This window comes from Paenibacillus sp. AK121, assembly GCF_019042715.1.
GTDB classification, from domain to species: domain Bacteria; phylum Bacillota; class Bacilli; order Paenibacillales; family Paenibacillaceae; genus Paenibacillus; species Paenibacillus polymyxa_C.
Genome location: NZ_JAHPJM010000008.1, coordinates 197,868 through 224,220 on the forward strand (window position 1 = coordinate 197,868; position 26,353 = coordinate 224,220).

The 26,353-nt window shown below is 48.2% G+C and carries 27 protein-coding genes; 7 read left to right on the plus strand and 20 right to left on the minus strand.

Going from position 1 to position 26,353, the window contains the following annotated elements:
- Positions 1–30: 30 nt before the first annotated feature.
- The 9 genes from KSP24_RS16315 to KSP24_RS16355 all read right to left on the minus strand — a co-directional run bounded on the left by KSP24_RS16315 (position 31) and on the right by KSP24_RS16355 (position 9,287).
- Positions 31–1,056, minus strand: coding sequence for a FecCD family ABC transporter permease (locus tag KSP24_RS16315; RefSeq protein ID WP_064962579.1), 1,026 nt, complete (start codon positions 1,054–1,056; stop codon positions 31–33).
- A complete protein-coding gene (locus tag KSP24_RS16320; RefSeq protein ID WP_216975809.1) occupies positions 1,056–2,141 on the minus strand; it encodes a FecCD family ABC transporter permease in 1,086 nt (361 codons plus the stop codon). Before KSP24_RS16320 ends, KSP24_RS16315 begins: the two co-directional genes overlap by 1 nt.
- 201 nt (positions 2,142–2,342) lie before the next feature.
- Positions 2,343–3,317 carry an arabinan endo-1,5-alpha-L-arabinosidase AbnA gene (gene abnA, locus KSP24_RS16325; RefSeq protein WP_058828950.1) on the minus strand — a complete coding sequence of 325 codons (975 nt, stop codon included), beginning with the start codon at positions 3,315–3,317 and terminating at the stop codon, positions 2,343–2,345.
- Between the two features lie 198 nt (positions 3,318–3,515).
- On the minus strand, positions 3,516–4,802 hold the full coding sequence (gene ilvA, locus KSP24_RS16330; RefSeq protein ID WP_025676833.1) for a threonine ammonia-lyase IlvA: 1,287 nt from the start codon (positions 4,800–4,802) through the stop codon (positions 3,516–3,518).
- Between the two features lie 212 nt (positions 4,803–5,014).
- Entirely contained in the window at positions 5,015–5,854 is an 840-nt protein-coding gene (locus KSP24_RS16335; RefSeq protein WP_013369500.1) for a carbohydrate ABC transporter permease, read from the minus strand.
- Between the two features lie 3 nt (positions 5,855–5,857).
- Positions 5,858–6,820 (minus strand): carbohydrate ABC transporter permease, encoded by a 963-nt coding sequence (locus tag KSP24_RS16340; protein ID WP_013369499.1) that lies wholly within the window; start codon positions 6,818–6,820, stop codon positions 5,858–5,860.
- Between the two features lie 27 nt (positions 6,821–6,847).
- Entirely contained in the window at positions 6,848–8,140 is a 1,293-nt protein-coding gene (locus KSP24_RS16345) for an ABC transporter substrate-binding protein (protein ID WP_216975811.1), read from the minus strand.
- A gap of 237 nt (positions 8,141–8,377) precedes the next feature.
- Entirely contained in the window at positions 8,378–8,602 is a 225-nt protein-coding gene (gene tlp / locus KSP24_RS16350) for a small acid-soluble spore protein Tlp (protein ID WP_013369497.1), read from the minus strand.
- Between the two features lie 73 nt (positions 8,603–8,675).
- Positions 8,676–9,287 (minus strand): alpha/beta hydrolase, encoded by a 612-nt coding sequence (locus tag KSP24_RS16355; RefSeq protein ID WP_025676832.1) that lies wholly within the window; start codon positions 9,285–9,287, stop codon positions 8,676–8,678.
- Positions 9,288–9,500: 213 nt separating this feature from the next.
- Here KSP24_RS16355 and KSP24_RS16360 point away from each other — a divergent pair, with 213 nt between their 5' ends.
- Positions 9,501–9,812: an autorepressor SdpR family transcription factor gene (locus tag KSP24_RS16360; protein WP_025676831.1), complete on the plus strand. Its 312-nt coding sequence runs from the start codon at positions 9,501–9,503 to the stop codon at positions 9,810–9,812.
- Positions 9,809–10,462: an SdpI family protein gene (locus KSP24_RS16365; protein ID WP_013369494.1), complete on the plus strand. Its 654-nt coding sequence runs from the start codon at positions 9,809–9,811 to the stop codon at positions 10,460–10,462. The genes KSP24_RS16360 and KSP24_RS16365 overlap by 4 nt, the downstream gene beginning before the upstream one ends.
- Before the next feature lie 91 nt (positions 10,463–10,553).
- On the opposite strand, the gene KSP24_RS16370 is transcribed toward KSP24_RS16365, so the two are convergent.
- Together KSP24_RS16370 and KSP24_RS16375 are read right to left on the minus strand one after the other, a co-directional pair.
- Positions 10,554–11,378, minus strand: coding sequence for an aldo/keto reductase (locus KSP24_RS16370; RefSeq protein ID WP_216975813.1), 825 nt, complete (start codon positions 11,376–11,378; stop codon positions 10,554–10,556).
- A gap of 45 nt (positions 11,379–11,423) precedes the next feature.
- On the minus strand, positions 11,424–11,717 hold the full coding sequence (locus KSP24_RS16375; protein ID WP_017426184.1) for a putative quinol monooxygenase: 294 nt from the start codon (positions 11,715–11,717) through the stop codon (positions 11,424–11,426).
- 161 nt (positions 11,718–11,878) lie between these two features.
- On the opposite strand from KSP24_RS16375, the gene KSP24_RS16380 reads away from it, so the two are divergent.
- From KSP24_RS16380 to KSP24_RS16400, 5 genes are all read left to right on the plus strand, one after another.
- On the plus strand, positions 11,879–13,555 hold the full coding sequence (locus tag KSP24_RS16380; protein WP_216975815.1) for an ATP-binding protein: 1,677 nt from the start codon (positions 11,879–11,881) through the stop codon (positions 13,553–13,555).
- Positions 13,548–14,276 carry a response regulator gene (locus KSP24_RS16385; RefSeq protein ID WP_216975817.1) on the plus strand — a complete coding sequence of 243 codons (729 nt, stop codon included), beginning with the start codon at positions 13,548–13,550 and terminating at the stop codon, positions 14,274–14,276. The genes KSP24_RS16380 and KSP24_RS16385 overlap by 8 nt, the downstream gene beginning before the upstream one ends.
- 207 nt (positions 14,277–14,483) lie before the next feature.
- The gene (locus tag KSP24_RS16390; protein WP_216975819.1) at positions 14,484–15,470 is read left to right on the plus strand and encodes an ABC transporter substrate-binding protein; all 987 of its coding nucleotides are present in this window, start codon (positions 14,484–14,486) and stop codon (positions 15,468–15,470) included.
- Positions 15,467–16,471: a FecCD family ABC transporter permease gene (locus KSP24_RS16395; RefSeq protein ID WP_216975821.1), complete on the plus strand. Its 1,005-nt coding sequence runs from the start codon at positions 15,467–15,469 to the stop codon at positions 16,469–16,471. The genes KSP24_RS16390 and KSP24_RS16395 overlap by 4 nt, the downstream gene beginning before the upstream one ends.
- Complete coding sequence (locus KSP24_RS16400) at positions 16,468–17,445, plus strand: FecCD family ABC transporter permease (protein WP_129548717.1); 978 nt, start codon at positions 16,468–16,470, stop codon at positions 17,443–17,445. The genes KSP24_RS16395 and KSP24_RS16400 overlap by 4 nt, the downstream gene beginning before the upstream one ends.
- A 149-nt stretch (positions 17,446–17,594) precedes the next feature.
- On the opposite strand, the gene KSP24_RS16405 is transcribed toward KSP24_RS16400, so the two are convergent.
- From KSP24_RS16405 to purM, 9 genes are all read right to left on the minus strand, one after another.
- Positions 17,595–18,020 carry an OsmC family protein gene (locus tag KSP24_RS16405; RefSeq protein ID WP_013369486.1) on the minus strand — a complete coding sequence of 142 codons (426 nt, stop codon included), beginning with the start codon at positions 18,018–18,020 and terminating at the stop codon, positions 17,595–17,597.
- 53 nt (positions 18,021–18,073) lie between these two features.
- Complete coding sequence (locus tag KSP24_RS16410; protein ID WP_302054365.1) at positions 18,074–18,823, minus strand: amino acid ABC transporter ATP-binding protein; 750 nt, start codon at positions 18,821–18,823, stop codon at positions 18,074–18,076.
- A 14-nt stretch (positions 18,824–18,837) separates the two neighbouring features.
- Positions 18,838–19,485 (minus strand): amino acid ABC transporter permease, encoded by a 648-nt coding sequence (locus KSP24_RS16415; RefSeq protein WP_216975823.1) that lies wholly within the window; start codon positions 19,483–19,485, stop codon positions 18,838–18,840.
- A gap of 85 nt (positions 19,486–19,570) precedes the next feature.
- Positions 19,571–20,428: a transporter substrate-binding domain-containing protein gene (locus KSP24_RS16420; protein ID WP_216975825.1), complete on the minus strand. Its 858-nt coding sequence runs from the start codon at positions 20,426–20,428 to the stop codon at positions 19,571–19,573.
- A 97-nt stretch (positions 20,429–20,525) separates the two neighbouring features.
- Positions 20,526–21,203 carry a TetR/AcrR family transcriptional regulator gene (locus KSP24_RS16425; protein ID WP_090736855.1) on the minus strand — a complete coding sequence of 226 codons (678 nt, stop codon included), beginning with the start codon at positions 21,201–21,203 and terminating at the stop codon, positions 20,526–20,528.
- 124 nt (positions 21,204–21,327) lie between these two features.
- Positions 21,328–22,593 (minus strand): phosphoribosylamine--glycine ligase, encoded by a 1,266-nt coding sequence (gene purD, locus KSP24_RS16430; RefSeq protein ID WP_216975826.1) that lies wholly within the window; start codon positions 22,591–22,593, stop codon positions 21,328–21,330.
- 64 nt (positions 22,594–22,657) lie between these two features.
- The gene (gene purH / locus KSP24_RS16435) at positions 22,658–24,202 is read right to left on the minus strand and encodes a bifunctional phosphoribosylaminoimidazolecarboxamide formyltransferase/IMP cyclohydrolase (protein ID WP_216975828.1); all 1,545 of its coding nucleotides are present in this window, start codon (positions 24,200–24,202) and stop codon (positions 22,658–22,660) included.
- Between the two features lie 130 nt (positions 24,203–24,332).
- Entirely contained in the window at positions 24,333–24,947 is a 615-nt protein-coding gene (gene purN / locus KSP24_RS16440) for a phosphoribosylglycinamide formyltransferase (RefSeq protein ID WP_058710753.1), read from the minus strand.
- On the minus strand, positions 24,947–25,987 hold the full coding sequence (purM, locus tag KSP24_RS16445; RefSeq protein ID WP_025675375.1) for a phosphoribosylformylglycinamidine cyclo-ligase: 1,041 nt from the start codon (positions 25,985–25,987) through the stop codon (positions 24,947–24,949). Before purM ends, purN begins: the two co-directional genes overlap by 1 nt.
- Between the last annotated feature and the right edge of the window lie 366 nt (positions 25,988–26,353).

Genomic DNA, 26,353 nt, shown 5'->3' on the forward strand with positions numbered 1-26,353 from the left:
TTGGGTTTCATATGTAACCTAATCCTATTGTCATTTGGTTCGGGACAACAAGAATAAAAAATACGGAGCTCCTACCACAGCAACCACTACACCTGCTGGAATCGCATTCGGCTGAAATACCGAACGACCAATCGTATCTGCCGTGACCAGAATGACGACTCCAACCAAAGCGGCTACTGGCAACAAATGCTGATACATCGGTCCAACCAAACGGCGAGCCAGATGAGGCGCAATCAGCCCAATAAAACCGATACCTCCGGCCATGGATACGCTGGCGCTCGATAGAGCCACTGCTGCGCCCAGCAGTATCAAGCGCTGGCGTTTTACACTTGTACCGATTCCAGCTGCGGTCTCATCACCCAGCGACAGATTATTCAGGCTACGTGTCTGCGATAGAACGTAGGGCAATACAATGACAATCCATGGCAGTAAAGCCACTGCATGTATCCAGTCCCGTCCCCATACGCTGCCAGCCAACCAACGTGCGGTAAATGCGTACGTATCCTCATCCAACCGCAACGACCAATACAGCGTTATGGCGCTGAGCCCTGAGGCTACACCGATACCGGACAGGATTAGCCGCACAGGCACGATTCCTCTGCTGCCACTATAGGACAGCATAACTATCAGCACCGCTGCGACGACACCTCCTGCAAAGGTAAACAAGGGGATGAACAAGGCTGCTGATCCTTCCAGATCGCGAAAAAAGCTGACATACATCACCAGGCCCAACGCAGCCCCCGCATGAAGGCCCAGCACTCCCGGATCTGCGAGTGCGTTTCGCGATAAGCCCTGCATGACCGCCCCGGCTGCACCCAGTCCCGCTCCAGCCAGTACCGTTACAACAATCCGCGGCAGCCGGTATTCAAACAGGACCATATGGTCACGTCCGCTGCCTCCGCCAAAAAGTGTATCCAGCACGCGTAGCGGTGGAATACGAATCGTTCCGGTATTCAAACCCAGAACAAGGACAGCAAAACTGATTCCAGCCAATACGAAGCAAACGAGCCAAGCCTTGGTCGTTCTTGTATCCCCTGCCCCTAGAGAGCGTCTCACTATAATTCCCTCCTTTCCTTACGGGCGAGAAAGAGGAAAAAAGGTACTCCGATAAAAGACACCATAATTCCAATAGCTAGCTCCTCTGGCGGATTCGCCATTCTCGCTCCCAAATCAGCCAGCACTAGCAGCACGGCTCCTAATAATGCAGACAATGGTACGATCTGGCGATAATCCACACCGATCAGCTTGCGAGCAATATGTGGCACGACCAAACCTACAAAGCCGATGGCCCCGGCAGCCGATACAGAAAGTCCAGCCAGGACCACCACAGTCAGCAGCCCCAGCAGCCGGATACGCCGGAGATTTAATCCCAGATTCAGCGCTACCTCATCGCCCATTGAAATCAATGAAATGGAGCGTGCGAGCCCCATAGACCAAGCGATCACAATAAGCAGAATCGGTGCAAGAATCTCAAGCTGCGACCATTTGATTCCGGCAACACCACCCGCATACCAGTAGGCTAGATCCTGACTTAGATCAAAATAAATCGCAATTCCCGAAGTCATGGAACCTAACAAGGCTGCTGTCACAGCTCCAGACACCGTTAGTCTCATGGGTGTCAATCCTCCCGGCGCGGAAGCTCCCAGTCCGAATACCAGTAAGGTACTCATCAGTGCCCCCAGGAACGACAAAACAATTAACGTCCCATAAGGTAGATCAGGGAAAAAAGCAAAGCTCACTGCAACTACAAACATCGCTCCTGCGTTAATGCCCAGCACACCTGTATCCCCTAGCGGGTTGCGCGTGATTCCTTGAATCAGAGAGCCTGCAACCGCCAGCGCAGCCCCAATGACAGCTGCACCGAGCACACGCGGCAATCGCAGTTCATGAATGATCTGATGGGTCGTCAGCGAACGATCATAGTGAAACACTGCTGACCACACCGTGCTTATGGTCAGATCCTTGGCTCCTAAGGAAATGGCAGCGAACATGGCCAAAGCCAATAATACAGCCGAAGCTGTGAACAACAACGCCTGCCGAATCCTGCCCGCTCGGAGCACCGGACGGGCTATAAAGGCTACTTCAGGAGCGTTCCTCTCTATCGAAGCTGTATGTTTGTCCATGCTGTCTTTAGACTGCATTTGGTGAGGTCACTCCCTCCATACCTGAAAGCCATTACGACTTTCATTACAATAAACGCCAATGATAATGATTATCAACTTGATTCATAATAGCATGTTTCTATGACATTGCAAGCCAAAAACTGTTCCCCCGTGGGAGGAACAGTTTTTAGATATATCTATGTGAGATCACTTTTACGATAATTTCAAGTAACCCTCTATTTAGTACGTAGGCCAACCTGCCGAATCCCATTTCAAATCACTAATCAGAAGCTTTGGATTTCCGCCATCAGTGGCATCATAGGCATGACGCGCAATCACACTGTTGTTATAGACAGATTGTCCGCCTGGTCCCTTCCAGCGATCATTCCCCGCATCCAGTATTGTTCCACCGCCGTCCATCAGATTTTTTCCGCTCTTATCCACATACGGCCCGGTAATACTGGTGGAGCGACCATAAATGATTTTGTAATTACTGTCTACGCCTTTGCAGCAGTTATCAATGGAAGCAAACAGATAATAATAGCCATTGCGGTATGTAACATGCGGTGCTTCCAAACCACCAGCCGTACGTCTAGCAATAGAATAAATCTGGCCCGTAGGCTTCATCGTATTCTTATCCAGTCGAGTCACTTTCAAGCCTGAATTCCATGAACCGAAGGAAAGCCACGGGTTACCGGAAGCATCAATAACAAGATTCGGGTCAATAGCATTATAATCGTCAGAATCCGTCGTACGCAGCACTAGTCCATCATCTCTCCAGCTTCCCGCGCCGATGCTCGTTGCTGAAGTCAAGCCAATGGCCGAAGTGCGCGATCCAAACGTAGAAATGGAATAGTAAACCCAGACACGTCCATTGTACTTTTGAGCATCCGGTGCCCATACATCATTAGTCTTTTGCTTAGGTACATACGATTTCCACCAAGATGGTGGCGACAAGAAGATTTGCGGCAATCTGTAAAAATTGCGTCCGTCATCCGATCTTTGAACCTGTATCCCCTGCCCTGTGGAGAAAATATACCATGCATTTCCTTCCTTGGTGATGGACGGATCATGTACTGCCACATCGCCTGTTAACGCCCAATGCTCGGCCGATGTGGACGGCACCACGGACAGCAACAAAGCAGCCGAAGTTACGGCAGCAAATGCTGTTCGGGCGAATTTACCCTGTACTGATTTTTTCCATGCTTTCAACATTCTTTCGCACCTCCGAATTAATATTTTATGATGAAAATCAGGTGATACGCTTATTACATTAGTGTTTATACTTATGAAGTTACCCATATATTAACCTATCAACTTCAGTTTTGTAAACGCTTTATTTCAAATAAAAAGAAATTTATAAACTACGCATAACATTGCATATACAAAAAAAAAGAGCCCGTAGGCTCCTTGTCAGATAAGCATATTAAACAAATTCTCATTTTTGTTCAATTCCGTATAGTTAAGCCCCTTGCGATTCATTCGTTCAATTAAAGGAAGATAGTCTTCCTTGTGTAACAATTCAATACCGACCAGCGCCGGGCCATTTTCTTTATCATTCTTTTTCGTATACTCAAACCTAGTAATGTCATCGTCCGGTCCAAGCACTTCCTGAAGAAACTCACGCAGTGCCCCTGCTCTTTGCGGGAAATTCACCATGAAATAATGTTTTAGCCCTTCGTATATCAGGGAGCGTTCCTTAATCTCCTGCATACGATCAATATCGTTATTGCCACCACTGACGATACAGACTACTGTTTTGCCTTGAATCTGCTCACGATACAGATCAAGTGCTGCTACAGGCAGCGAGCCCGCAGGCTCCACAACAATCGCATTTTCATTATACAGCGCCAGAATCGCTGTACATGCCTTGCCCTCCGGTACCTTCACAATATCATCCAAGGTATGTTTACAAATGTCATACGTTAACTGACCCACTCGCTTCACCGCAGCACCGTCAACAAACTTGTCTATTTGCTCCAGTGTAACGACCTTGTTCAAACGCATCGCTTCCGTCATTGATGCTGCGCCCAGGGGCTCTACGCCGATTACTTTGGTGGTCGGACTCACAGTTTTAACATATGTGCTTACGCCTGCCGCCAAACCGCCGCCGCCAATCGTCACGAACATATAGTCCGCAGGTGTATCCAGACTCTCCATCACTTCCATCGCAATCGTACCATTACCCGCGATAATTTTCGGCTGATCGAACGGATGGATGAAGGTCATTCCCTGCTCGCTACACACCTTCATAGCCTCGTCATAAGCATCGTCAAATGTATCTCCGGTCAAAATAACCTCTACACTGTCTCCGCCAAAGCGACGTACCTGCTTCACCTTCTGATTGGGCGTTGTGCTCGGCATAAATATTTTACCGTGGATGCCGAGCGCGTTACATGAAAAAGCCACGCCTTGTGCATGATTACCCGCACTCGCACACACGATCCCTTTCTCCATCTGCTCAGGAGTCAAGCTGCGGATCATGTTGTAAGCTCCACGGATTTTAAAGGACCGCACAACTTGGAGATCCTCTCGCTTCAGATACACATTACAGTTATATTTGGCCGATAGGACGGCATCCCTCTGTAAAGGTGTACGAACAATCACCTCACGCAGCATATGATGCGCCCGTACAATATCCTCCATGCCAACGGTTGACGCCGTGGCCGGTTCAGTTTTCTGGGTTTCTGTTGGTTCCATAGGTTCTCCACGCTCCGCCTGAATATTTCTGTGTATTTGAAATCTTTCAAACATCATACCACGTTTACCTATAGCTTGTGCAGTTGATAGCCATGAAAATGAGAATGAAAATCATTGAATCCATAAAAAAAGCAGGTCGAGACAATGCCCGACCCGCCTTTCCTGACTCTATACATTTCAGTATTCAATCGACTCATTCAGCACCGTAATGATTACCCTTTTACCCCGCCTGCAGTCATCCCTTCAATAAAGTAACGCTGGAAGAACAGAAACACAACGAGAATCGGCAGAATAGCCAGGACTGATCCGGCAATCAACACATCATAATTGTTGCCATATGGCGTCAGCAGACTGGACAGACCGATTGGCAGTGTCAGCATGTCGTTAGTACGCAATACGATCATCGGCCACAGGAAGTTATTCCAACTGTTCATAGCCTGTAAAATAGCCATTGCCGCAAAGGCAGGTGCCATCAGAGGCATCATAATCCGCACAAAAATACCATACTCTGAACAACCGTCAACTCGTGCAGCATCCATAAAATCCTTGGGTACTCCGCTCAAATATTGACGGAAGAAAAAGATCGGAATCGGTGCAACGACAAACGGCAAAATTACACCCCATACCGTATTGATCAGCTTCATACCGATCATTAGTTTGTAAAGTGGCAGCATGATAATTTCTACCGGGATCATCATCACGACCAGCACCAATGTAAAAATCACATTTTTCAGTCTAAAACGATACATCTCCAGGCCATACCCGACCATTGCGGACAATATCAGACATAACACCGTAAACAAGACGGTAATGACAAGACTATTCCAGTACCATTGAAAATAATCCGTCGTCCCCTGAAAGATGAACGCATAGTTTTTCAAGGACATGATGGCCCACTCCAGCTTGAGATTCAAACCGTAGCGCAGCAGCTCCGTTGATGGCTTGAATGAGGCAAGCGTCACGGCAAATAGCGGAAACAGGGCGAACCCGGCAAACAGAATGAACAGGACAACGAGAAATGCGGATAACGGGCCTTTTTGTTTCTGAGCCATCGCTTAATCCTCCTTCCGAAACATGCCAAAAAATTTGAGCTGGATCAGGTTCAGTACTAATGTGAATACGAGCAATACAATGCCGACTGCCGCTCCAAAGCCCATACTATTCTGTTCCAGACCTTGGCGATAGAGATAGCCAACAATCGTTAACCCAATATCATTCGGGGAGTTATTTCCGTTCCACAACATATAGCTCTCGGTGAACATGGATAACCCGGCATAAATACTAATCGTAAATACGTAGATCGTCACGGGTTTCAGCATAGGAATCGTAATCCGCCAAAATGAATCGAAACGACTGGCTCCATCAATCTGTGCAGCTTCATACAACTCGGGAGGAATGTTCTGGAGTCCCGACATGTAGTACAGCATATTTACGCCTAGCCATCTCCATAAGGCCAGCACGATCAACGCTAAAAAGCCGGTGTTCGCGTTCATTAGCCATTTGTAAGGCTCAAGACCGAATAACCCCAACAGAGAGTTCATCAACGAGCCGTCCAATTCCCCGAACATGAGTCGGAAGATTGTTCCTGCTACCACCACTGAGGTTAGTGCGGGTATAAACATCACGGAGCGAAACAGCCCTCTGCCCGGCATTTTAGGCGAATTCAGCAATACCGCCAGTACCAGTGGCAGAGGAATCAGCACGACCAGTGTAAGCAGCGTGTACAGGACGCTGTTTAATATCGCTTTTCCAAATGTAGGATTCATTAAATCCTTATAATTTTCCAGGCCAACGTAAGTTGTTATCCCCGGCAGAACTTCCTGAAAGCTCATAATGACCGTCGAGATGACCGGATACGCAAAAAACAGTGCAAAGGACAGTAAAAATGGAAGGACAAATACATACGGTGCCGTACGACTGGAATGAATAAATCGGCTCCATTGGCTTCTGGTCGGACGCTGAGTTTTTGGCGGCTGACCTGTCGGTACATTAGCGTTCGTATGAACGGGCGTTGCCATGAATCTCACTCCCTTTCCTGTTGGGGTCTATCTCAGTTCATCTGCTAGCTCATGCAGCACCCTGGCTGGATCTTCGCCACTCTGTAGTGTCCGATAAAGTATTTTATTGCGTACAGCACTAGCGATGTCAGGCGTTTTCGGTCCGATATGCACCGCATTGATCTCATCTTTGACTTCGATCAGCGTGTCAAAAATATTCGTTCCGAAATACTCCGTAAATTTGTTTTTGGCTTTGGCTTCCGGCATGGTCCACACTTCACTGCGGATGGGATCAAACCCTAGCTGCTTCCAAATCTCCACATTCCCTTGCTTGGACAGCTTGGCAAAGGCTAGAAAACGCATCGCCAAATCCTGGTGCTTTGACTGGTTCGTGACTACCGTTCCGGTCCCGCCCATACCTGCTGAGCGATAGCCGCCTTTTTCCCACGCCGGCATCGGTCTAATGATGATTTTTCCTTTCAAATCAGGCATGTAATCCGTAAAACGTCCCATATACCACATCGGCATCCACACCGAAGCGGCCCCGCCTTTGTTCATAAACCCGTAGTATTCCTCCATATGATGCCCGCCGCCCGGTGCGGGAATAGCGATCTTGTCTTTTATCATCTGTTGGAGAAACTCAAGTGTTTTAATATTGGTTTCGTTATCCAGCGTCAACTCGCCCTTGTCATCCAAAAAATCTGAATTTTGCTGTGAGATCATCGGCCAGTAGCTCCACAGGTCATTGGTCTCCAAGGTTGCCATCGGCTTGCCCGTTTTTGCCAGCACTTGCTTGCCAGCAGCAGCATAGTCTGCCCAGGTAACGATGGAATCCGGGTCTACCCCCGCCTGATCCATAATCTCTTTATTGTAATACATCACTTCGGCTCCAACGTGGAAGTCAATGCCGTAATACTTACCGTCTTTGCCGTAAATCTGTACTCTGGAAGGCACAATGTTATTGATCTCAGGGTCAATCACCGGATTGAGCGGGACCAGTTGCGGTATTCCTTTAAGGAAATTACCAATCTTGTTCACCTCAATATCCGCGATATCCGGCGCTCCCACCCCTGATTGCAACGCAATCGAGAGCTTGCTGTGGTGGTTGTCATAAGGAAATGTATTCGCTTTCAAATTAATCAATTCATCAGGGTGCTGTTGGTTCCATTGGTCAGCCATTTGCAGAAAAAACTTCTCATGCAGTTCATTGAAAGTCCACAATACAAGTTCTGTTCCCGGCCCATCCTTTTCATCGCTCTTGAAAGAACAACCTTGCAGCAGTCCAGCCATCAAAACCACCGCCATAAGCATCAAAGCCATGCTTTTTCTTCGCAGCAGCATATCCTTCCCCCTTCGCATGATGAAATCCTAATTCGTAAATGATTGCGCTTTCTTTTATTATTTAACATCAATACAAATTAGTTTACAACAACATTATTCAAAAAAAATTCGTTTTTGTGTAAAACAGATCTCATTGCATTATAGGGGGAAAATGAATTGGATGGGAATATGATGATTTCTGCATAAAAAAACGACCCAACTTCAATTGAAACTCGGAGTTGGGTCGCGCTATGTTAACTACTCTTGCGAATGTGCTGCTTCGTCTTTCACTTCTTCTCGAAATGATCTAATACTTTGTTTACGACGATTATTTTTTTCTTCGATCTGCTTACGCTCCTCATTGCTGATTTCAGAGGAAAATTCGTTTAGGTATCCTTCAGCCTCATGAAGATTCTGCAATGTATTCTGAATATTTTGTTGCAAATGCTCCACATTATCTGCTCGATTATCCGGTTTTGCCATCGGTTTAACGCCTCCTAATCATAGAATCGCTCACTAGAGCGCTAAACCGTAGCTTGATCGTTATCGAGTTGTTTTATACATTAAAATGCTTTCTAAACCACTGGCCGGCTGCTTCGGCTTCCGTACGGGTCAATTGATGACCATTGCGTTCCCAATAGGCTTCCACCTGCGCCCCAGCCCCTTCCAGCAAAGCTTGCAGCTCCCGCGATTCCGCAGCTGGAACAATCGGGTCATTTTCACCTGAAGACAAAAATACAGGGACACCGTTCAAGTTCGGCAGTTGCAGCCCTCGCAATGGCACCATGGCATGATGGAGAATGGCTGCACGCAGCGCTTTGGCATCATGAAAGAGCATACTGGCCGCTATGTTGGCTCCATTGGAATAGCCCAGAGCCACCACGTTGTTACGGTCAAAATCATATTGCTCTGCAGCTGAATCTACAAATTCGCTTAGTTCTTTGGTACGAAATACGAGATCCTCAATATCGAATACCCCCTCAGCCAAACGGCGAAAGAAGCGCGGCATCCCATTTTCCAATACATTACCTTTCACGCCCAGCACAGACGCTCCCGGTGCTACCATATCAGCCAAGGGTAGCAAATCTTGTTCATTCCCGCCGGTACCATGCAACAGCAAAATAACCGGGGCTTGCGGATCATTTCCTTTACGAAAGACGTGTTTCATATCTATTCCCTCCTTTAATTAACTTTAAATTAAGAATCTTATTTTTTGTATAAATTGATTATAGCCCATTTCACTGCTTTATACAAACATAATTGACCTCGTTCATTTTTTCTAAAATGATGTCTTGTTCCATTGACATGTAGTATAGCTGTATTTTACTATGGTGTTAGATATTTAGAATATTATCTAAATATCTAAAGGAGGAAATGTATTTTGAACGATGCCTTCAAAGCTTTGGCTGATCCGACCCGGCGTACAATCTTGCAGCTTTTAAAGGAAAAAAGCATGAGCGCAGGCGAAGTAGCTGAACATTTTCAAATTAGCAAACCCAGCATCTCCCACCATCTCAATATCCTGAAGCAGGCTGGGCTGGTGCTGGATGAACGACAGGGGCAAAACATTATCTACACCCTGCATACAACGGTTGTGGCGGATGTGATCGGTTGGATGTTCAGTATCGCCCACTCCGATACCCCTGCGAAAAAAAATAGGAATCATATTAAGGATGGGGAGGAATCTGAATGAAATTTCGAACACCTTGGAGCTTGACGGATGTTTTGACAACTTTGATTGCCTTATCACCCGCCATAGGCGCTATACTGCTGTACGACCGACTTCCCAATGTTCTAGCCTCGCATATTAACTTTAACAATACAGCAGACGGGTATACGAGCAAAAGTGGTTCTATTATCATGCTCGTGTTGTTGGGCCTAGTCCCGCTGGTCATTCGATTGGCACGCCACATGGACCCCAACAGAGCTAATTATGAGAAATTTTCAAAAGCCTATGAAGTTACGCGTGCAGGTGTTTCTGTAGTTCTCGCTGTAGCTGGATGGGGAATGCTGCTGTATAACCTGAATATACGACTGCAAATGAATGCTATAATTTTAGGGTTAATAGGCCTGATGCTGATGGTGATGGGGAATTATATGACTCAGGTACAGCCGAACTATACGTTCGGTATCCGCACGCCGTGGACTCTGTCTAATCCCGAGGTATGGCGTAAAACGCACCGTTTCGGGGGGCCTATGATGATGCTTGGCGGTGCTTCAGCGTTGGTGGCGGCATGGGTCGGTGGAATGGCGGGAGTAGTCATTTTCCTAACCGTACTGATCATATCCGTTATCTCTCCTGTACTCTATTCTTACTTGTTGTATCGTAAGCTAAACAAGTAAATAGACAAAGCCACACCTGAACCTAAAAAAGGAACCTCCCAAACCGCGATAAAAGCAGAATGGGAGGTTCTTTATACATCTACATATTCAATTAAAACAACAGTTTATCGGGATGGGTGCCTACACGCTCATCCAGATGAAGACCATTGATTCGGTCAATATCCTCAGTCGTCAGTTCAAAATCGAACAAATCGGCATTTTCGCGGATACGATGCGCGGTAACCGATTTGGGAATCGTCACAATCCCCCGATCCAGATGCCAACGCAAAATAACCTGAGAAGTCGTTTTGCCGTATTTAGCAGCAATCTCAACAATGTCTGCCTGCTCCGTCAGTTTCCCCTTCATCAGAGGACTCCACGATTCAAGCTGGATCTGGTGATCCCGGCAGTATTGATGCAGCTCTTGCTGTGTCAGACGCGGGTGAAGCTCTACCTGATTGATAACAGGCACAATATTGCTGTCTTTCAGGAGGTCTTCGAGATGGTGAATTTGGAAGTTGCTTACTCCAATTGCGCGTACGCTTCCTTCTTCATACAGCCGTTCGAACGCCTTCCAAGTTTCCTTGTACTTGTCCTTGCCAGGCCAATGGATAAGGTACAGATCAATGATATCCAGGCCCAGCCGTTTGCGGCTTTCCTCGAAGGCACGCAGTGTTGAATCGTAGCCCTGATCTTGATTCCATAGTTTAGTGGTCACAAACAGATTTTCTCTAGCCGCTCCACTGTCACGAATGGCTTGTCCGACCAGTTCCTCATTGCCGTAGATCGCCGCGGTATCAATGTGACGGTAACCGACCTCAATCGCTGTTTTGACTGCTTCGTAAACCTCATTACCTTCGGCCTTGTACGTACCAAAACCAAGCCAAGGCATCTGAACTCCGTTATTTAGTAAAGCTGTATCCGCAATGTTCCCCATGTCTATCTCCTCCTATTCTTAGTTATAAATTATTCAACGGGATGATTACAGTTTGGTCGCATCCTGAAAAGCATTCACTTCAAGTGGAGCAGCCAACAATTCTTTAGCAGCAGCAACAAATGCCTGGAAATGGGCAGACTTGTTATGGAAATCTACAGCAGCAGCATCCTTCCACTCTTCAACCATCGTAAATGCGTTGGGATCATTCAAATCCTGCATCAGCGTATAGCGCACGTTGCCTTCTTCAGCTTGTGATGCGCTGATCAACCCTTGGGTTTGTTGCAGAAATGTTTCTCTTTTTTCTGGTAAAACTTTCATATCAGCATGAATAATAATCATAATATTTTCCTCCTCGCATTATGTAACTATTTCTATTATAGACCATTCTTTCGATAGATTAAAAGTGCGGCCGTTTCTGAAATACAGTAAAATGAATCGTATTGGGGAGTTGATCGGCTGATCAACTGCTCCTATATTTTGTTTAGTGGCGGTGAAGGCATGTGCGTTTTCAGACAAAATTAATGGTATTCATATCCCTTCTAGTGCTAGTCGTTACCGGACTGTTGGGATTATCCTTGCGCTATATGATTACCTCCGCCTTGTATGAAGAGATTGGGAAAAGGGCGCTGACCGTAGCCAATACGCTTGCGGTAGATGCACAGGTCAGGGATGCTCTAGAACAGACCGATACAACGCAACTACGTGCGCGGATCAACGAGGCAGTGAAGCCCGTTCAAGCCAGCAGCGGGGCTGATTTTATTACAATTGCAGATCGTCATCTCATTCGTCAATGGCATGTTAACCCGGAACGCATCGGACAGCCTATGATGGACCCGCTGAATACTAAGGTGCTGCAAGGGCAGTCCTTTATTACGGAATCCACCGGCTCTCTCGGACCGTCACTGCGAGCCAAAACCGCAGTCTATAATGAACAAGGCCAAGCTATCGGACTCGTTTCTGTAGGTTTTCTGATGACAGATGTGGCGCAAAATATTCGTACATACACATATACATGGCTATGGTTCATGATAGGCGCGCTGATGATCGGCATATTAGGAAGTTTAGTTATAGCACGACGGGTACGGCGCGAACTGCATGGGCTGGAGCCAGTAGAGATTGGACGGTTGTATCAGGAAAAGCAAGCCATTCTCGAATCCATAGGCGAAGGGATTATCGCGGTTAATAGCAGTGGACAAGTCACACTTGCCAATCCACAAGCCGTCCGTTTGCTGGGCCTTCCCCCGGAAACTAGCCTCTATGGATGCGAGCTTCGTCACTTGGCGGACGCTGCAGATCAACTAGCAGATGTACTTGCTACAGATTTTATCGAGAAGAGTCCAAGCATGAAGCCCGATCAGGAACAGAACGTATTCAATGAGGAAATTGAGATCCAACAACGAGTCGTAGTCGTTAGCCGTGTGCCGATCAAGGATCGATTCGGACGAATGCTGGGCACGGTTGCCAGTCTGCGCGACAAAACAGAGTTGCTTCGCATGACGCGGCAGTTGACGGAGGTCAAGGATTACGCGGATGTGCTGCGATCACAAACACATGAATATACCAATCGGCTATATCTCATATCCGGTCTGATTCAGTTGGAGTGTTATGACGAAGCAGTGGACTTTATTACTCAGGAATCGGAGGAGTATCGTGTACATCGTTCCGTTTCCTCTTCTCTTTCACCTGATTCAATCATCGCCAGCCTGCTGATCAGCAAGAAAAAACAGGCATTGGAAAAAGGGATTGTACTCCATTCATATATTAAAGGAGCATTTTCAACTCCGTCTCCTACGTTGGAGTGGTCGCTTCTTGGTGCCATTGCCGGAAACCTGCTGGACAATGCTATGGAAGCAGTTGCGATAGGCTCTATACCTGACGGACAGGTCTGGTTCCGGCTTGAAGAAATGACTGAAGCCATCATCGTCGAAGTTGCAGATAATGGATCGGGTATTTCAGAGGATATCCAGGAAAAACTGTTCGTTAAGGGAGCATCAACCAAAGCAGGGGCAGGACACGGATATGGCCTCGCTCTCGTGCAGGAGTACACTGAACGAATGAGTGGCTCCATAAAAGTACATGAACGGCCTGGTGGTGGTAGCATTTTTGAAGTATACATTCCTTTAAATAGGACAGACACGGGGAGCAATAATGCAAAAGGAGGTTACGTCCATGAATGAGCGGGTTTTATCGGACATTGAGGTTCTTATTATTGAAGATGATCCGCGAATTGCGGAGATTAACCGACGATTTATTGAAAAGGTGGACGGGTTCGCTGTATGTGCAATAGCAACGAACGAATTTGAGGCAAAGCTTCAACTAGATGTTCTGCGTCCGTCTTTAGCCGTGCTGGATGTTTATTTTCCCGATACGAATGGTCTAACCCTGCTATCGTTCATCAAGCAACACTATCCGGGTACAGATGTCATTATGCTGACTGCCGCCAAAGAAGCTGAAACTGTGGTACAAGCGGTTCGCGCAGGCGTATTTGATTTTATCGTAAAGCCGCTCGTATTCGAACGATTGCGAGCGACCTTAGAGGAGTATGCCCGTTTTCGCCGCCAAGTCACAACATGGCAAGAGGAACAATCTACGGTGGAGCAATCCGAAATTGACCGTCTACTAAAAAGCGCGGGCACGGGTCGGATGACGAGTAACGGAGTCGGAGAGCTATGGGCCAAAGGCATTGATAAAGTCACTTGCGAAAAGGTGCTTGATCTCCTGAATCGACAAGGTGAGGTTACTACGGGTACAGTGGGAATTGAGCTAGGTATGAGCCGATCTACCGCCAGAAGGTATCTGGAATATTTAGTTGAAAGTGGCGATGCGCACCATGATCAGGTATACGGAACCGTCGGCAGACCGGAGCGTATCTATCGCAGACGGCAGGAAAATGCATAATCCCCGAATTTTGCTGCCAGGTCTGTCCTTTCCGCGCTCCTCGTTGCTTGTGACTTTTATGAACTTAATTCATTTAATAGGCTAAAATGGTTTAAATGATCACATTATTTACGTCCCCCTTCCCGGTTGCTAGAATGGTCAACAGTTAGTTAATTGATAATGATTATCAGTTTCTCTGGTAAGCATATTTGGAACGGGGGACAATACATGGCAACACCAAAACAGCGACTACCACTACGCACAGGCATGCTGCTTGCAGCGATTCTGGTACTACTGACAGCCATTATGGCGGGATGTGGAGGCCAATCACAAAATAATAATGCAGCAGCACCTCAGACCACAGGCGACACTCGAACGATCAAACATGAGATGGGAGAAACCAAAGTTACAGGTAAACCCAAAAGAATCGTAACGTTGGAATTCTCTTTTGTCGATGCCGCTACCAAACTGGGTGTGATGCCTGTCGGCATAGCTCAGGAAAATGAGGATGATATCGATGGTCTGCTTGGTAAAAAAATCGACTTTACACCTGTCGGCACACGCAAACAGCCGAACCTGGAAACGATCAGCTCCTTGAAACCCGATTTGATTATTGCTGATCTAAACCGTCATAAGAGCATATACAAAGAACTAAATGAGATTGCTCCTACCATTGTTCTTAAGAGCCGCAATTCCTCTTATGAACAAAACCTGGCATCCTTCGGCGTTATCGCTGACGCGTTGGGTGAGAAGGAAAAGGGTGAGCAAATTCTCGCAGCACATAAAGCTACCATGGCAAAGCTGAAAGAAGGCATCCAAGCTGGTGAGTCACGCAGCGTATTGCTTGGGGTATTCCGTTCGGATTCACTATCGGCTCACGGCGCTTCATCTTTTGATGGACAACTGCTGGAGCAAGCAGGCATCCACAATGCGCTTCAAAATACAAGCGAGCCTACAGTCAAGCTGACACTGGAGCAGATTGCACAAGCTGATCCAGATGTGATCTTCTTGGTGGAAGCCGATGAGAAGCTGCTTGCGGAATGGAAGCAAAATCCGTTATGGCAAAACATTACGGCCGTGAAAAAAGGGGAAGTTTACGAAGTAAACCGGGCACTGTGGACCCGGTACCGTGGACTCGGCTCTGCCGAGAAAATACTGGAGCAAGCGATTTCGCTTCTGTATCCCGCGCAAAATAAAGGAGACGGCTCCCGTTGATCGGACAAGCCTTACGCGACCGGCTAAATAAGCCGGTCGTCTTTGCACTTCTATTCGCGCTGCTGGCTGGACTGCTGCTGAGCGTGGCAATTGGCCCAGTCAGGATGGATATCCCCACCATGCTGACTGCGCTGTTCACCGAGCATCCGTCCAAGGATCAGCTCATTATCTTGACGATACGCCTACCACGTGCCGTCATTGGCCTGATCGTCGGCGCCGGGCTTGCCGTGGCCGGAGCGCTGATGCAGGCTATCACACGCAATCCGCTGGCTTCGCCGCAGGTTTTTGGAGTCAGCTCTGGTGCTTCGCTGGCTGTCGTTCTGTCGGTCGTGCTGCTGCCGAATATCGGGTCGTCCGGCAGCATTTATTTTGCTTTTGCCGGAGCGATCGCAGGCGGCTCCTTCGTATATGCGCTGGCCGGAACGGCGGGCATGACGCCAGTCAAGTTGGCCCTTGCCGGGATGGCAGTGCATCTGCTGCTGGCCTCTGTCACTCAGGGACTGCTCGTGTTTAACGAGCAAATATCCGATGTACTGTATTGGCTCGCCGGAGCCATCGACGGGTCCACTTGGGCCGATACGCGTCTGGTGCTGCCCTGGTTCGCCGTCGGTATGATCCTTGCACTGGCACTGGCCCCCTCGCTATCTGTGCTTAGCCTCGGTACAGAGGTCGCACAGGGACTGGGGCAAAATGTACGTCTTGTCCGCTTACTGGCCTCAGCCTCAGTTATTATGCTGGCAGGCTCTGCTGTAGCAGTAGCCGGGTCTATCGGCTTTGTGGGCCTGATGGTGCCGAATATCATCAAGGTGTTTACAGGCGATAATTACAAACGGGTCATCCCCCTGTCTGCAATCTGCGGAGCTCTGCTGCTGACATATGCAGACGTGCTTGGACGATTTATTGCCTTTCCTTATGAATCGCCCGTTGGTATCGTAACTGCGCTAGTGGGCGCGCCCTTTTTTTTATTTCTGGCGCACAAGAACGGGAGGGCTTCACGATGAAAAAGCTGTGGATTTTACTCGTGTTAATGCTGTGTGTTTCCTTTGTAGCTATCGGCGTGGGCAGCACCTACATTACACCCGCTGAGCTGATCGCCGCTCTGACTGACCGAAATGCCTCTTCCTGGTTCATCGTTCACCATTACCGACTGCCTCGTGGCCTGCTGGCCATCATGGCCGGTGCTGGCCTTGCAGTAGCTGGCGTGCTGCTGCAAGGCATGATACGCAACCCACTGGCTTCGCCGGATGTGGTGGGTGTATCCAAGGGAGCCGGCTTTGCTGCGGTTCTCGTCATCGTGCTGCTCCCCTCCTCCCCCGTGGCGCTACTGCCTGTAGCTGCCTTTGTCGGTGCCGGATTAGCTGCACTACTGCTCGTACAGCTTTCGATGAAGGGAGGCATGCGTCCTAACATGCTAGCCTTAACCGGGCTGGCGGTAGGTGCTATTTTTCAGGCTGCAACCGATTATATTCTGGTTAAATATCCACTTGAAGCCAGCGATACGCTGACTTGGCTTGCTGGAAGTCTGTGGGGCAAAGGCTGGGATGAAGTATATGGACTTTTGCCATGGTTAATTGTATTGCTGCCTCTCGCCTATACGCTACAGCGCAAGCTGGATATTATGAGTCTGGATGAAGAAAGCTCCGCTGGCTTGGGACTTAGCGTGAAGCGTATGCGCACAGGACTGCTGGCCGTATCCGTGGCCTTAGCTGCTTCCTGTGTCGCTGCCATCGGCTCCATCGGCTTTATAGGACTGCTGGCACCACATCTGGCACGGCGTTTGTTTGGCAATCGCCACCGCTATCTATTGCCCGGCGCAGCCATGATCGGTGCCCTGATTCTCGTCCTTGCCGATGCGCTCGGACGGGGGCTGAAGCCGCCGCTCGAAATTCCCGCTGGTATCGTGACAGCCGTGATTGGCGCGCCCTATTTCCTGTATCTCTTGCTACGGGAACGCAAGCAAAAAAGCAGCGGATAAAAGACAAGTTCTCCATTACAGCTAAACGCTGTACGATAACGTAGCGTTTAGCTGCATTACCTCCCCACCTGTACACCGATCTCAGATAACATAAAAAAGGAGAGTCAGCCTGTATATAACACAGGCTGACTCTCCTCACCCCTCAACACTTACGCTGGATAGGGTACTTCTGTTCCATTCAAAATGAGGTGCATCCGAATTTCCGCTTTTAAGGAGTCGGATACTGCACAATATTTTTCCTTGCCCATCTGAATCGCTTTCCATACACGGTAATCTGGAATATCTCCATCCACGTGGAATGTCAGATCAATCGCTGTAAACCCCGTTGGCATTTGTTCCTTGCGCGTACCTTCTGCATCAATATCAATTCGCTGAATGTCCGACAAAAAACGATCCAAAATCATCGTAATATCAATACCGATACATCCCGCCAGACCCGCAAGCAGCAGTTCCATCGGTGTCATCCCTTTACCATCACCGCCATAAGCCGCCGTAGCATCCATCCCTACGGAATAACCGGATGGTCCTTCCGATGTAAACGCGCGTTTGCCGTGCCAAGTTGTAGATACTTTCATGTTCAATTGCCTTCTTTCTATCTTAGTAATCTATGATTTATTCTCAATCTAACTTAAAATTCGCTAATTTGACGCAAAAATTTTTGTGTCCTCTCATGCTGGGGAGCATCAAAAAATGCCTGTGGCGCAGCCTCCTCCACAATGATTCCGTCTGCCATAAATACAACCTTGTCCGCCACCTCGCGGGCAAATTTCATTTCATGAGTCACGACGACCATCGTCATTCCGTCTTGAGCCAACTCTCGCATAACCCCTAGCACTTCACCCACCAGTTCGGGATCAAGCGCCGATGTCGGCTCGTCGAACAGCATAATCGCCGGGTCCATCGCCAGTGCACGTGCAATAGCTACCCGTTGCTGTTGTCCACCGGACAGACGAGATGGGTGTACATCCTGCTTATCCAGTAATCCCACCCGCTTCAGTAGCTGTTGTCCGATAGACATAGCCTTGTCGCGCGGCATTTTCTTTACTGTCAGCAGTCCTTCAATGACATTGCCGATTGCTGTTTTATGCGGATACAAATTGAATTGCTGGAACACCATCCCCGTATGCTTGCGAATATCACGAATGGCTGCTTGGCGGACACGAACAGGAGCCGTAGCATCAACCTCAATCCCATTCACCTCAAACTTGCCGGAAGACAGCTCTTCCAGACCATTCAGACAGCGCAGCAAGGTACTTTTACCCGAGCCGCTGGGACCGAGCAATACGACGATTTCACGAGCGGCGACCTGAAAATCTATGCTTTTCAGAACCTCTACCTGTCCGAATCGTTTACCTAATCCGTTTGTTGTTATCATCATCTATCATCTCCACCTTAATAAGCTCGAGCCAGACGCTTTTCCACCCGCTCCAGTATAGCGGAGAATCCAATGCTCATAATCCAATACATCAGGGCAATTTCGAGCAGAAACGGCATGTAGAGTAAATACTGCGCCTGTAAAAGCTGTGCCTGCCGCATCAATTCACTGACCCCGATAACTGACACCAGCGACGTTTCTTTAAGCATACCCACGAACGTATTCCCCACCGGTGCAATTGCAATGCGTAACGCCTGCGGAAGAATGATACGCCACATCGTTTGACCAGGCGACATTCCCGTAGCATAAGCGGCCTCGGTCTGTCCCTGCGGTACGGCTAAAATAGCTCCACGGAACGTCTCCGATAAGTACGCCCCTGTATTAATACTGAGCGCGAGACAAGCAGCCGTTAACGATCCAAATGATATTCCGTAATCATCCAGACCATAATAAATGACCGCAATCTGCACCAAAACCGGCGTTCCCCGGATGATTGATACATACATGCGAGCCAGCCACCGAACAGGTCGATTCCCCTTCAAGCGCGCTACTGCAACAATCAAACCAATGATTAGACCAAACAGCATAGAAACAATCGTTATATACAGCGTATAATAAGCACCCTTCAATAAAAAAGGCACGTTCTCCCACATTAATTCAAGCATCGGTTATATTCCCTTCTTTCAGACGAGTGGCCCCATGTCAGCATAAAAGCCAAGACTGGAGCCAGACGCCTGTAACAGGCTTACGTTATTCTTTTGGCTCCTCGCCAAACCATTTTTTGAAAATTGTTTTGTAAGTGCCGTCTTCCTTCATTTCCTTCAGAGCCTTGTTCAAGGCTTCCTTCAGCTCAAGAGTTTTCTGGTTAATAGCTACAGCCGCCTGATCCGATTTAATCGGCTCGCCTACAGCTTTAATTTGAAATCCGTTTTTGTCGATAATGGGCTTAAGAGCATACAGATTGTTAATGGTTGCATCAATACGACCAGAGTTTAGATCCTTCAATGAAGTAATGACATCATCATATGTTTTGATCTCAAAATCGCCTACCTTTGGCAGCACTTCGTTGCGCAGATAAGACTCATCATTTGTTCCCAAGCCGACACCAATCGTTTTGCCTTTAAAGTCTTCCAACGTCGTAATGTCATTGGTTTTACTGTTCACGATAATATTCACATTATTGGTGATATAGGGATCTGTGAAGTCAATGGCCTTCTTGCGATCCTCTGTAATCGCCACCTGGCTAACCACTGCATCGAATTTTTTCTTTTGCAAACTTGGAATCAGTCCCGAAAATTCTTGTGCCGTGAACTCCGCTTTTACTCCAATCCGTTTCGCCAATTCTTTGGCAATATCCACATCAAACCCGTCCAACTCCTTGTTGTCGTTCAAGAAATTGTACGGCGGGTAAGTACCCATCATGCCTACCTTCATTACACCAGCCTTCTTGATGGCTTCGAGCTGATTGGCGGCTGCCTCGTTACTGCTGCCTGCTCCATTGCTAGTATTCGAAGCTTCTGGCTTTGTACCGCAAGCGCTCAGCACAAGACTGAACAATGCCAGAGCCATGAGTGTGGTCACCAAGAATCCTTTTTTACGTGTTTTCATGTATCGTTCTCTCCTGTCTAGATGTAAATGTTTAAGTTTGTAAGTGTAATTGGGCTATATTAATTGTTGCCCACTACTCATTCATGATGTTGACCGTCTAGCTTTGGCCTAATAGTCCGTAAAATTCAAAATTAGCAGCCTCTTCTGCCAATCTTGTAGCGGATACCTGTTTGATATGGTCATGTGTTCCCTCTGAACCGAATAGCCAGCGTATAATGACACCTTCGATCATGCTCATGAGTAATGCTGCCCTCAATTCGACATCTAATTCGGCAGGCAACATGTTCAGCTCGATCGCTCGCTCCATATTGCGCCGGAATGCAAGCTCCATCGCAGTCCTTGTTTCACGGATGCTCTGCCTCACTGGTTCATCGACACCGCTGCCGATCAGCAGCAAACCCATCAGATAACGGTTCTCGAATGCAAAATGAAATAGCCGAACAAACAGCGCTTCCGATGCCTTAACCATATCAGCCAGCGTTCCCGCATCACGGCGATACCCCTGCCCGATCGCTGACAAAAGCTGTTCACGACCTGTAGCGATAATCTCCAGCGCCAAGGCCTCTTTACTTTTAAAATGCCAATAAAATGTGCCTTGAGCTACTCCTGCCTCCACCACGATATCTGAAATCTTCGTTTGGTGATAACCCTGCTCAGCAAACCGCTTTAACGCAATGTGAAGAAGCTGTGTTCTGCGGTCTGTTTCTTCTCCCCCATGGTCAACAGGTGAGTCATTCGAAAGGGTTTTGGGCTGCTTCGCCTTACGTGGCTGCATGGGTTTCCTCCTCCCGATTGATCAGTCAGTCAGTTTTGTATTTTTAATCCTATAGGATAAGTATACATTTGTCAAACGAAAAAGAGGACCTCCGAAGAGGTCCTCTTTATCCTATATATTGCTGTTATAGCAATGCTTTTGCCGCAATGTCTGTACGGTTTTGCTTGCCTTCAAAGGTAATATGAGCAGCCTGTTCGTAAGCTTTGTCCCGTGCCTCGGCAATGTCACGTCCCAAACCAACCACGCCTAACACGCGTCCGCCGTTCGTTACCCACTCACCCTGTTCGTTGATGCCTGTTCCGGCATGGAAGACGATAGCTTCGTTTGCCTGGTCCAGTCCGTGGATAGGTACTCCTTTGGCGTAAGCTGCAGGATAACCTCCGGATGCCAGCACCACGCACACCGCAGCCTCATCCTTCCACTCGATCTCCACCTGATCCAGTGTGCCGTTCACCGCTGCGAGAAAAATATCGAGCAAATCGGATTGTAGTCGAGGCAATACGACTTGTGTTTCTGGATCACCAAAACGTGCATTAAACTCAATGGTCTTCGGCTTGCCGTCCGGCGAAATCATCAGTCCAGCAAATAAAACACCACGGAACGGGCGTCCTTCAGCAACCATAGCCTTGGCCGTCGGCTTAATAATCGTCTCAATGGCTTCCTCAATAATGGAATTGGCTATGTGAGGCAGCGGGGAATATGTTCCCATGCCACCTGTGTTCGGTCCTTTGTCACCATCAAAAACCGGCTTGTGATCTTGCGCCGCTGCCATCGGCCGTACCGTTTCACCGTCAACAAAGGAAAGAATCGACATTTCCTGTCCAGCGAGGAACTCCTCGATCACGACCTGTGCGCCCGCTTCTCCAAATACCTTTGCCACCATAATATCGGACAGCGCCCTTTCCGCTTCCTCCATTGAGTAAGCGACTGTCACGCCTTTGCCTGCTGCCAGTCCATCGGCCTTAATGACCACCGGAATCGGCTGGTCCTTTAAGTAGGCATGTGCTTCCTCATAGGTATAAAATTTGCGATAATTTGCTGTCGGAATTTGATATTTATGCAGCAAATCTTTCATGAAAATTTTGCTACCTTCAATTTCCGCCGCATTTTTACGCGGTCCGAATACTGGGATGCCTTTGGCTTCAAAGGCATCCACAATGCCGTCTGCCAGCGGATCATCGGGGCCTACCACGACCAGTCCGACTTTTTTGGATTCCGCCAGTTCTGTCAGCGCGTCAAACTCACTCACCGGAATCGGCACACACTCCGCTAATTGTCCAATACCAGCATTACCTGGCGCACAATAGATTTGTCCGGCCTTAGGGCTTTTCTTCAGCGCCCATACAATTGCATGTTCGCGGCCGCCCCCTCCGATAACCAAAATATCCATTCAGGTGATTCCTCCCGCTCCCAGTATGATCGTTCAGGTGTGCTGCATCCACAACTCACGCAACTTAGTGCTTGAAATGACGTACGCCCGTAAAGACCATAGCAATGCCATATGCGTTAGCAACCTTGATGGATTCTTCGTCTTTGATGGAGCCGCCTGGCTGAATAACTGCCGTGATGCCTGCTTTAGCTGCCAACTCCAGCGTATCGCCCATCGGGAAAAATGCATCCGATGCCAGTACCGCACCTTTTGCTTTGTCACCGGCCTGCTCGATTGCAATCTTGGCTGCTCCGACACGGTTCATTTGTCCTGCGCCTACCCCTATGGTCATATTATCTGCCGCCAGTACGATGGCGTTGGATTTCACATGCTTAACCACTTTCCAGCTAAACAAAAGTTGTTTCAGTTCCTCCTCGGATGGCGCGCGCTCTGTTACAACCGTAAGTGCATCCGGGTCTATAGCATGAACGTCATTTTGCTGAACAACCATGCCACCTTCAATGGAAGTCACGACGAAACGGCTCTTCGCCTCAGACGGGGAAAGCTCACCAAGATCAAGCAAACGGATATTTTTCTTTTTCGTTAAAATCTCCAATGCTTCTTTCGTGAAGCCCGGTGCCAATATAATTTCCAAAAAGATTTCACTCAGCTTGTTCGCTGTATCACCATCAATAATCCGGTTAGCCGCAACGATGCCGCCAAAAATCGAAGTTGGATCTGCTGCGTAAGCTTTGCTGTACGCTTCATAAATACTGCCGCCAATTCCCACACCGCAAGGATTCATATGCTTAACTGCAACTACTGTCGGCTCGCTGAATTCTTTGACGATTTGCAGGGCTGCATTAGCATCATTGATATTATTGTAAGACAACTCTTTACCGTGAAGTTGCTTTGCTGTTGTCAGTGTACCCTTGGCCGCCAATGGCTCACGGTAAAACGCAGCCTGTTGATGAGGATTTTCGCCATAACGCAAATCCTGAATTTTTTCATAGGTTACAGTGTAACGCTCAGGCAGCGGGTCGCCTGTCACATTCGACAAATAATCGGAAATCAAAGCGTCGTATGACGCCGTATGACGGAACACTTTTGCAGCCAAACGCTTACGAGTATTCAGCTCCGTGTCGCCATCCTTACGTATTTCCTCCAGTACAGTGCTATAGTCATCAGCATCGACCACTACACTGACAAAAGCATGGTTTTTTGCCGCTGAGCGGAGCATCGTTGGACCGCCGATGTCGATATTTTCAATCGCGTCCTCATAGGTTACACCGGGTTTGGCGATCGTTTCCGCAAAAGGATACAGGTTCACAACGACCAGATCGATATAATCCAATCCAAGCTCCTTCATTTGACGCTGATGCTCTTCATTATCCCGAACAGCCAGCAAACCGCTGTGTACCGCAGGGTGGAGTGTTTTAACACGTCCATCCATAATTTCTGGAAATCCCGTTACCTCTGAAATACCGATGACAGGAATACCCTCCTTCGACAGCAAGCTGCTCGTTCCCCCTGTCGAAACGATCTCCACACCCAATTTGGACAACTCACGGCAAAACTCTACGATTCCCCGTTTATCTGATACGCTGACGAGCGCTCTTTTAATACTCACCCTGTCTCCTCCTTTAGCTCTTTCAGAATTTTGCAAATTTCTCTTCTATCAATTTATTTCCCGAGAAATATCGGAAAATGCCTGTACAGTATCCTTGTTAGGACAATGATATGACAAATTACAGTTATCTTTAGAGAAGTGAGTTCACCTTGCGGCCATTCAATTGGATTTTGCCTTGGGCCAGTCTGCCAACTACCTCAGGATATAGCTGACGTTCCACGGATTGAATGGCTACGGATAAGGATTCCGCTGTATCATGATCGTGAACCTCCACGACACGTTGGGCAATAATCGCCCCAGTATCCATCCCCCCGTCCACAAAATGGACGGTGACCCCACTTACCTTGACCCCATAGGCTAATGCCTGTCCAATAGCATCTTTCCCTGGAAATGCCGGAAGCAGCGACGGATGAATATTAATGATTTTCCCAGCGTACGCATCAACCATGACACTAGATAGCAAACGCATATAGCCTGCTAACACGATGAGATCAATCGATTTCTGCTCCAGCAAAGCCACTAATTCACGCTCATAGTCTTCTCGGGCAGGATAATCTTTAGGACGAAAAGTATGACAGGCAATTCCAGCTTTTTGTGCTCTAGCTACAGCAGGAGCCGCAGGCTTGTCACAGATGAGCAGTTCTACCGAGGCGCCGCCCAGTTCACCCCGCGCAGCCGCATCCACCAAAGACTGAAAGTTCGTCCCTTCGCCTGATGCAAAAACAGCAATCCGGTACTCGTTCATTACACCTCGGCTCCTGTAAAGGTCACGATAGAGCTGCCTTCCGTTACTTTTCCGATCACATACGCAGCTTCACCCTGTTCCTTCAGAACTTCCAGTGCGGTCTGTGCGTGCTCTGCACCGACAACGATCACCATTCCAATCCCCATATTGAAAGTCGTGAACATGTCTTTGTTGGAGATTTCGCCTTTTTCCTGCATGAGCTGGAAGATCGGCAGAATCGGCCAAGTGCCATATTGTATATCCACATTGACGTGATCCGGTAACACTCTAGGGATATTTTCAATAAAACCGCCACCAGTGATATGCGCCATGCCTTTTACTTTTACCTTATCCAGCAATGCCAACACAGATTTCACATAAATTTTCGTAGGCTCCAGCAGTACATCGCCCAGTTTGCCATTCAAGCCTTCGATTTCATCATGCAAATCATAACCTTGCTGTTCCAATAACAGCTTGCGAACCAGGGAGAAACCATTACTGTGAACGCCACTGGAAGCTAGTCCGATTACGGTATCTCCAGGAGCAATGGAACTGCCGTTAATGATTTTGCTTTTATCTACAATCCCTACCGTGAATCCGGCAATATCATATTCGCCCTCGCTGTACATCCCCGGCATTTCTGCGGTTTCACCGCCAACCAACGCACAACCTGACTGGTGACAGCCCTCGGCAATACCGGCGACAATCGCTTCGATTTTCTCAGGTATAACCTTGTCACAGGCGAGATAATCGAGAAAAAAGAGTGGCTCCGCGCCCCCTACGACAATGTCGTTTACGCACATCGCAACTGCATCAATGCCGATGGTGTCATGACGATCCATTGCGAAGGCAAGCTTCAGCTTCGTGCCGACACCGTCAGTACCAGACACAAGTACAGGCTCCTCGTACTTATCTTTATTCAGGCCGAACAATGCACCGAATCCGCCCAAGTCCGTGAGCACTTCCGGACGGAAGGTACGTTTAACGTGCTTTTTCATCCGTTCTACTGCTTCATTACCAGCAGCGATATCTACCCCTGCGTTTTTGTATGCTTCGGACATTCATGAACACTCCTTCAAATGATTGACCCTCCTAAGTCCTCCCTAGCAGGGAGGATTCCATGGGGCTGCTCCCCCTGGACCCCTCAAGAGTCGGTCAGATGCGTAGGATTGGGTGCTGCTTGGTGGTGGTTCGTGCTGTGAGTCGCGTGTTTTCCTTTGTGAGTTGCGGGTCTTCCCGCAATTCACAAGGACACGCTTTGATGCGTGGCCGCCTTTGGTAGTGACGGCGGCAGGGGCACGTCCCGGGCTGTTTGCTTTGCAAAGTCGGGGACGTGCCGGTCAAAGAAGTGAGCAGCGCCAACGGGCGGCTTACTTCTTTGACCCTTGAGGCAGGCAGTTGCGCCCTGGCCGTTAAAAACTCATGGC

Excerpts from the sequence above, each read along its gene's own strand:
- KSP24_RS16320 (WP_216975809.1), bottom strand. The coding sequence starts at position 2,141 with ATGCAGTCTAAAGACAGCATGGACAAACATACAGCTTCGATAGAGAGG.
- abnA (WP_058828950.1), bottom strand. The coding sequence starts at position 3,317 with ATGTTGAAAGCATGGAAAAAATCAGTACAGGGTAAATTCGCCCGAACA.
- ilvA (WP_025676833.1), bottom strand. The coding sequence starts at position 4,802 with ATGGAACCAACAGAAACCCAGAAAACTGAACCGGCCACGGCGTCAACC.
- KSP24_RS16335 (WP_013369500.1), bottom strand. The coding sequence starts at position 5,854 with ATGGCTCAGAAACAAAAAGGCCCGTTATCCGCATTTCTCGTTGTCCTG.
- KSP24_RS16340 (WP_013369499.1), bottom strand. The coding sequence starts at position 6,820 with ATGGCAACGCCCGTTCATACGAACGCTAATGTACCGACAGGTCAGCCG.
- KSP24_RS16345 (WP_216975811.1), bottom strand. The coding sequence starts at position 8,140 with ATGCTGCTGCGAAGAAAAAGCATGGCTTTGATGCTTATGGCGGTGGTT.
- tlp (WP_013369497.1), bottom strand. The coding sequence starts at position 8,602 with ATGGCAAAACCGGATAATCGAGCAGATAATGTGGAGCATTTGCAACAA.
- KSP24_RS16355 (WP_025676832.1), bottom strand. The coding sequence starts at position 9,287 with ATGAAACACGTCTTTCGTAAAGGAAATGATCCGCAAGCCCCGGTTATT.
- KSP24_RS16365 (WP_013369494.1), top strand. The coding sequence starts at position 9,809 with ATGAAATTTCGAACACCTTGGAGCTTGACGGATGTTTTGACAACTTTG.
- KSP24_RS16370 (WP_216975813.1), bottom strand. The coding sequence starts at position 11,378 with ATGGGGAACATTGCGGATACAGCTTTACTAAATAACGGAGTTCAGATG.
- KSP24_RS16375 (WP_017426184.1), bottom strand. The coding sequence starts at position 11,717 with ATGATTATTATTCATGCTGATATGAAAGTTTTACCAGAAAAAAGAGAA.
- KSP24_RS16385 (WP_216975817.1), top strand. The coding sequence starts at position 13,548 with ATGAATGAGCGGGTTTTATCGGACATTGAGGTTCTTATTATTGAAGAT.
- KSP24_RS16390 (WP_216975819.1), top strand. The coding sequence starts at position 14,484 with ATGGCAACACCAAAACAGCGACTACCACTACGCACAGGCATGCTGCTT.
- KSP24_RS16400 (WP_129548717.1), top strand. The coding sequence starts at position 16,468 with ATGAAAAAGCTGTGGATTTTACTCGTGTTAATGCTGTGTGTTTCCTTT.
- KSP24_RS16405 (WP_013369486.1), bottom strand. The coding sequence starts at position 18,020 with ATGAAAGTATCTACAACTTGGCACGGCAAACGCGCGTTTACATCGGAA.
- KSP24_RS16410 (WP_302054365.1), bottom strand. The coding sequence starts at position 18,823 with ATGATGATAACAACAAACGGATTAGGTAAACGATTCGGACAGGTAGAG.
- KSP24_RS16415 (WP_216975823.1), bottom strand. The coding sequence starts at position 19,485 with ATGCTTGAATTAATGTGGGAGAACGTGCCTTTTTTATTGAAGGGTGCT.
- KSP24_RS16420 (WP_216975825.1), bottom strand. The coding sequence starts at position 20,428 with ATGAAAACACGTAAAAAAGGATTCTTGGTGACCACACTCATGGCTCTG.
- KSP24_RS16425 (WP_090736855.1), bottom strand. The coding sequence starts at position 21,203 with ATGCAGCCACGTAAGGCGAAGCAGCCCAAAACCCTTTCGAATGACTCA.
- purD (WP_216975826.1), bottom strand. The coding sequence starts at position 22,593 with ATGGATATTTTGGTTATCGGAGGGGGCGGCCGCGAACATGCAATTGTA.
- purN (WP_058710753.1), bottom strand. The coding sequence starts at position 24,947 with ATGAACGAGTACCGGATTGCTGTTTTTGCATCAGGCGAAGGGACGAAC.
- purM (WP_025675375.1), bottom strand. The coding sequence starts at position 25,987 with ATGTCCGAAGCATACAAAAACGCAGGGGTAGATATCGCTGCTGGTAAT.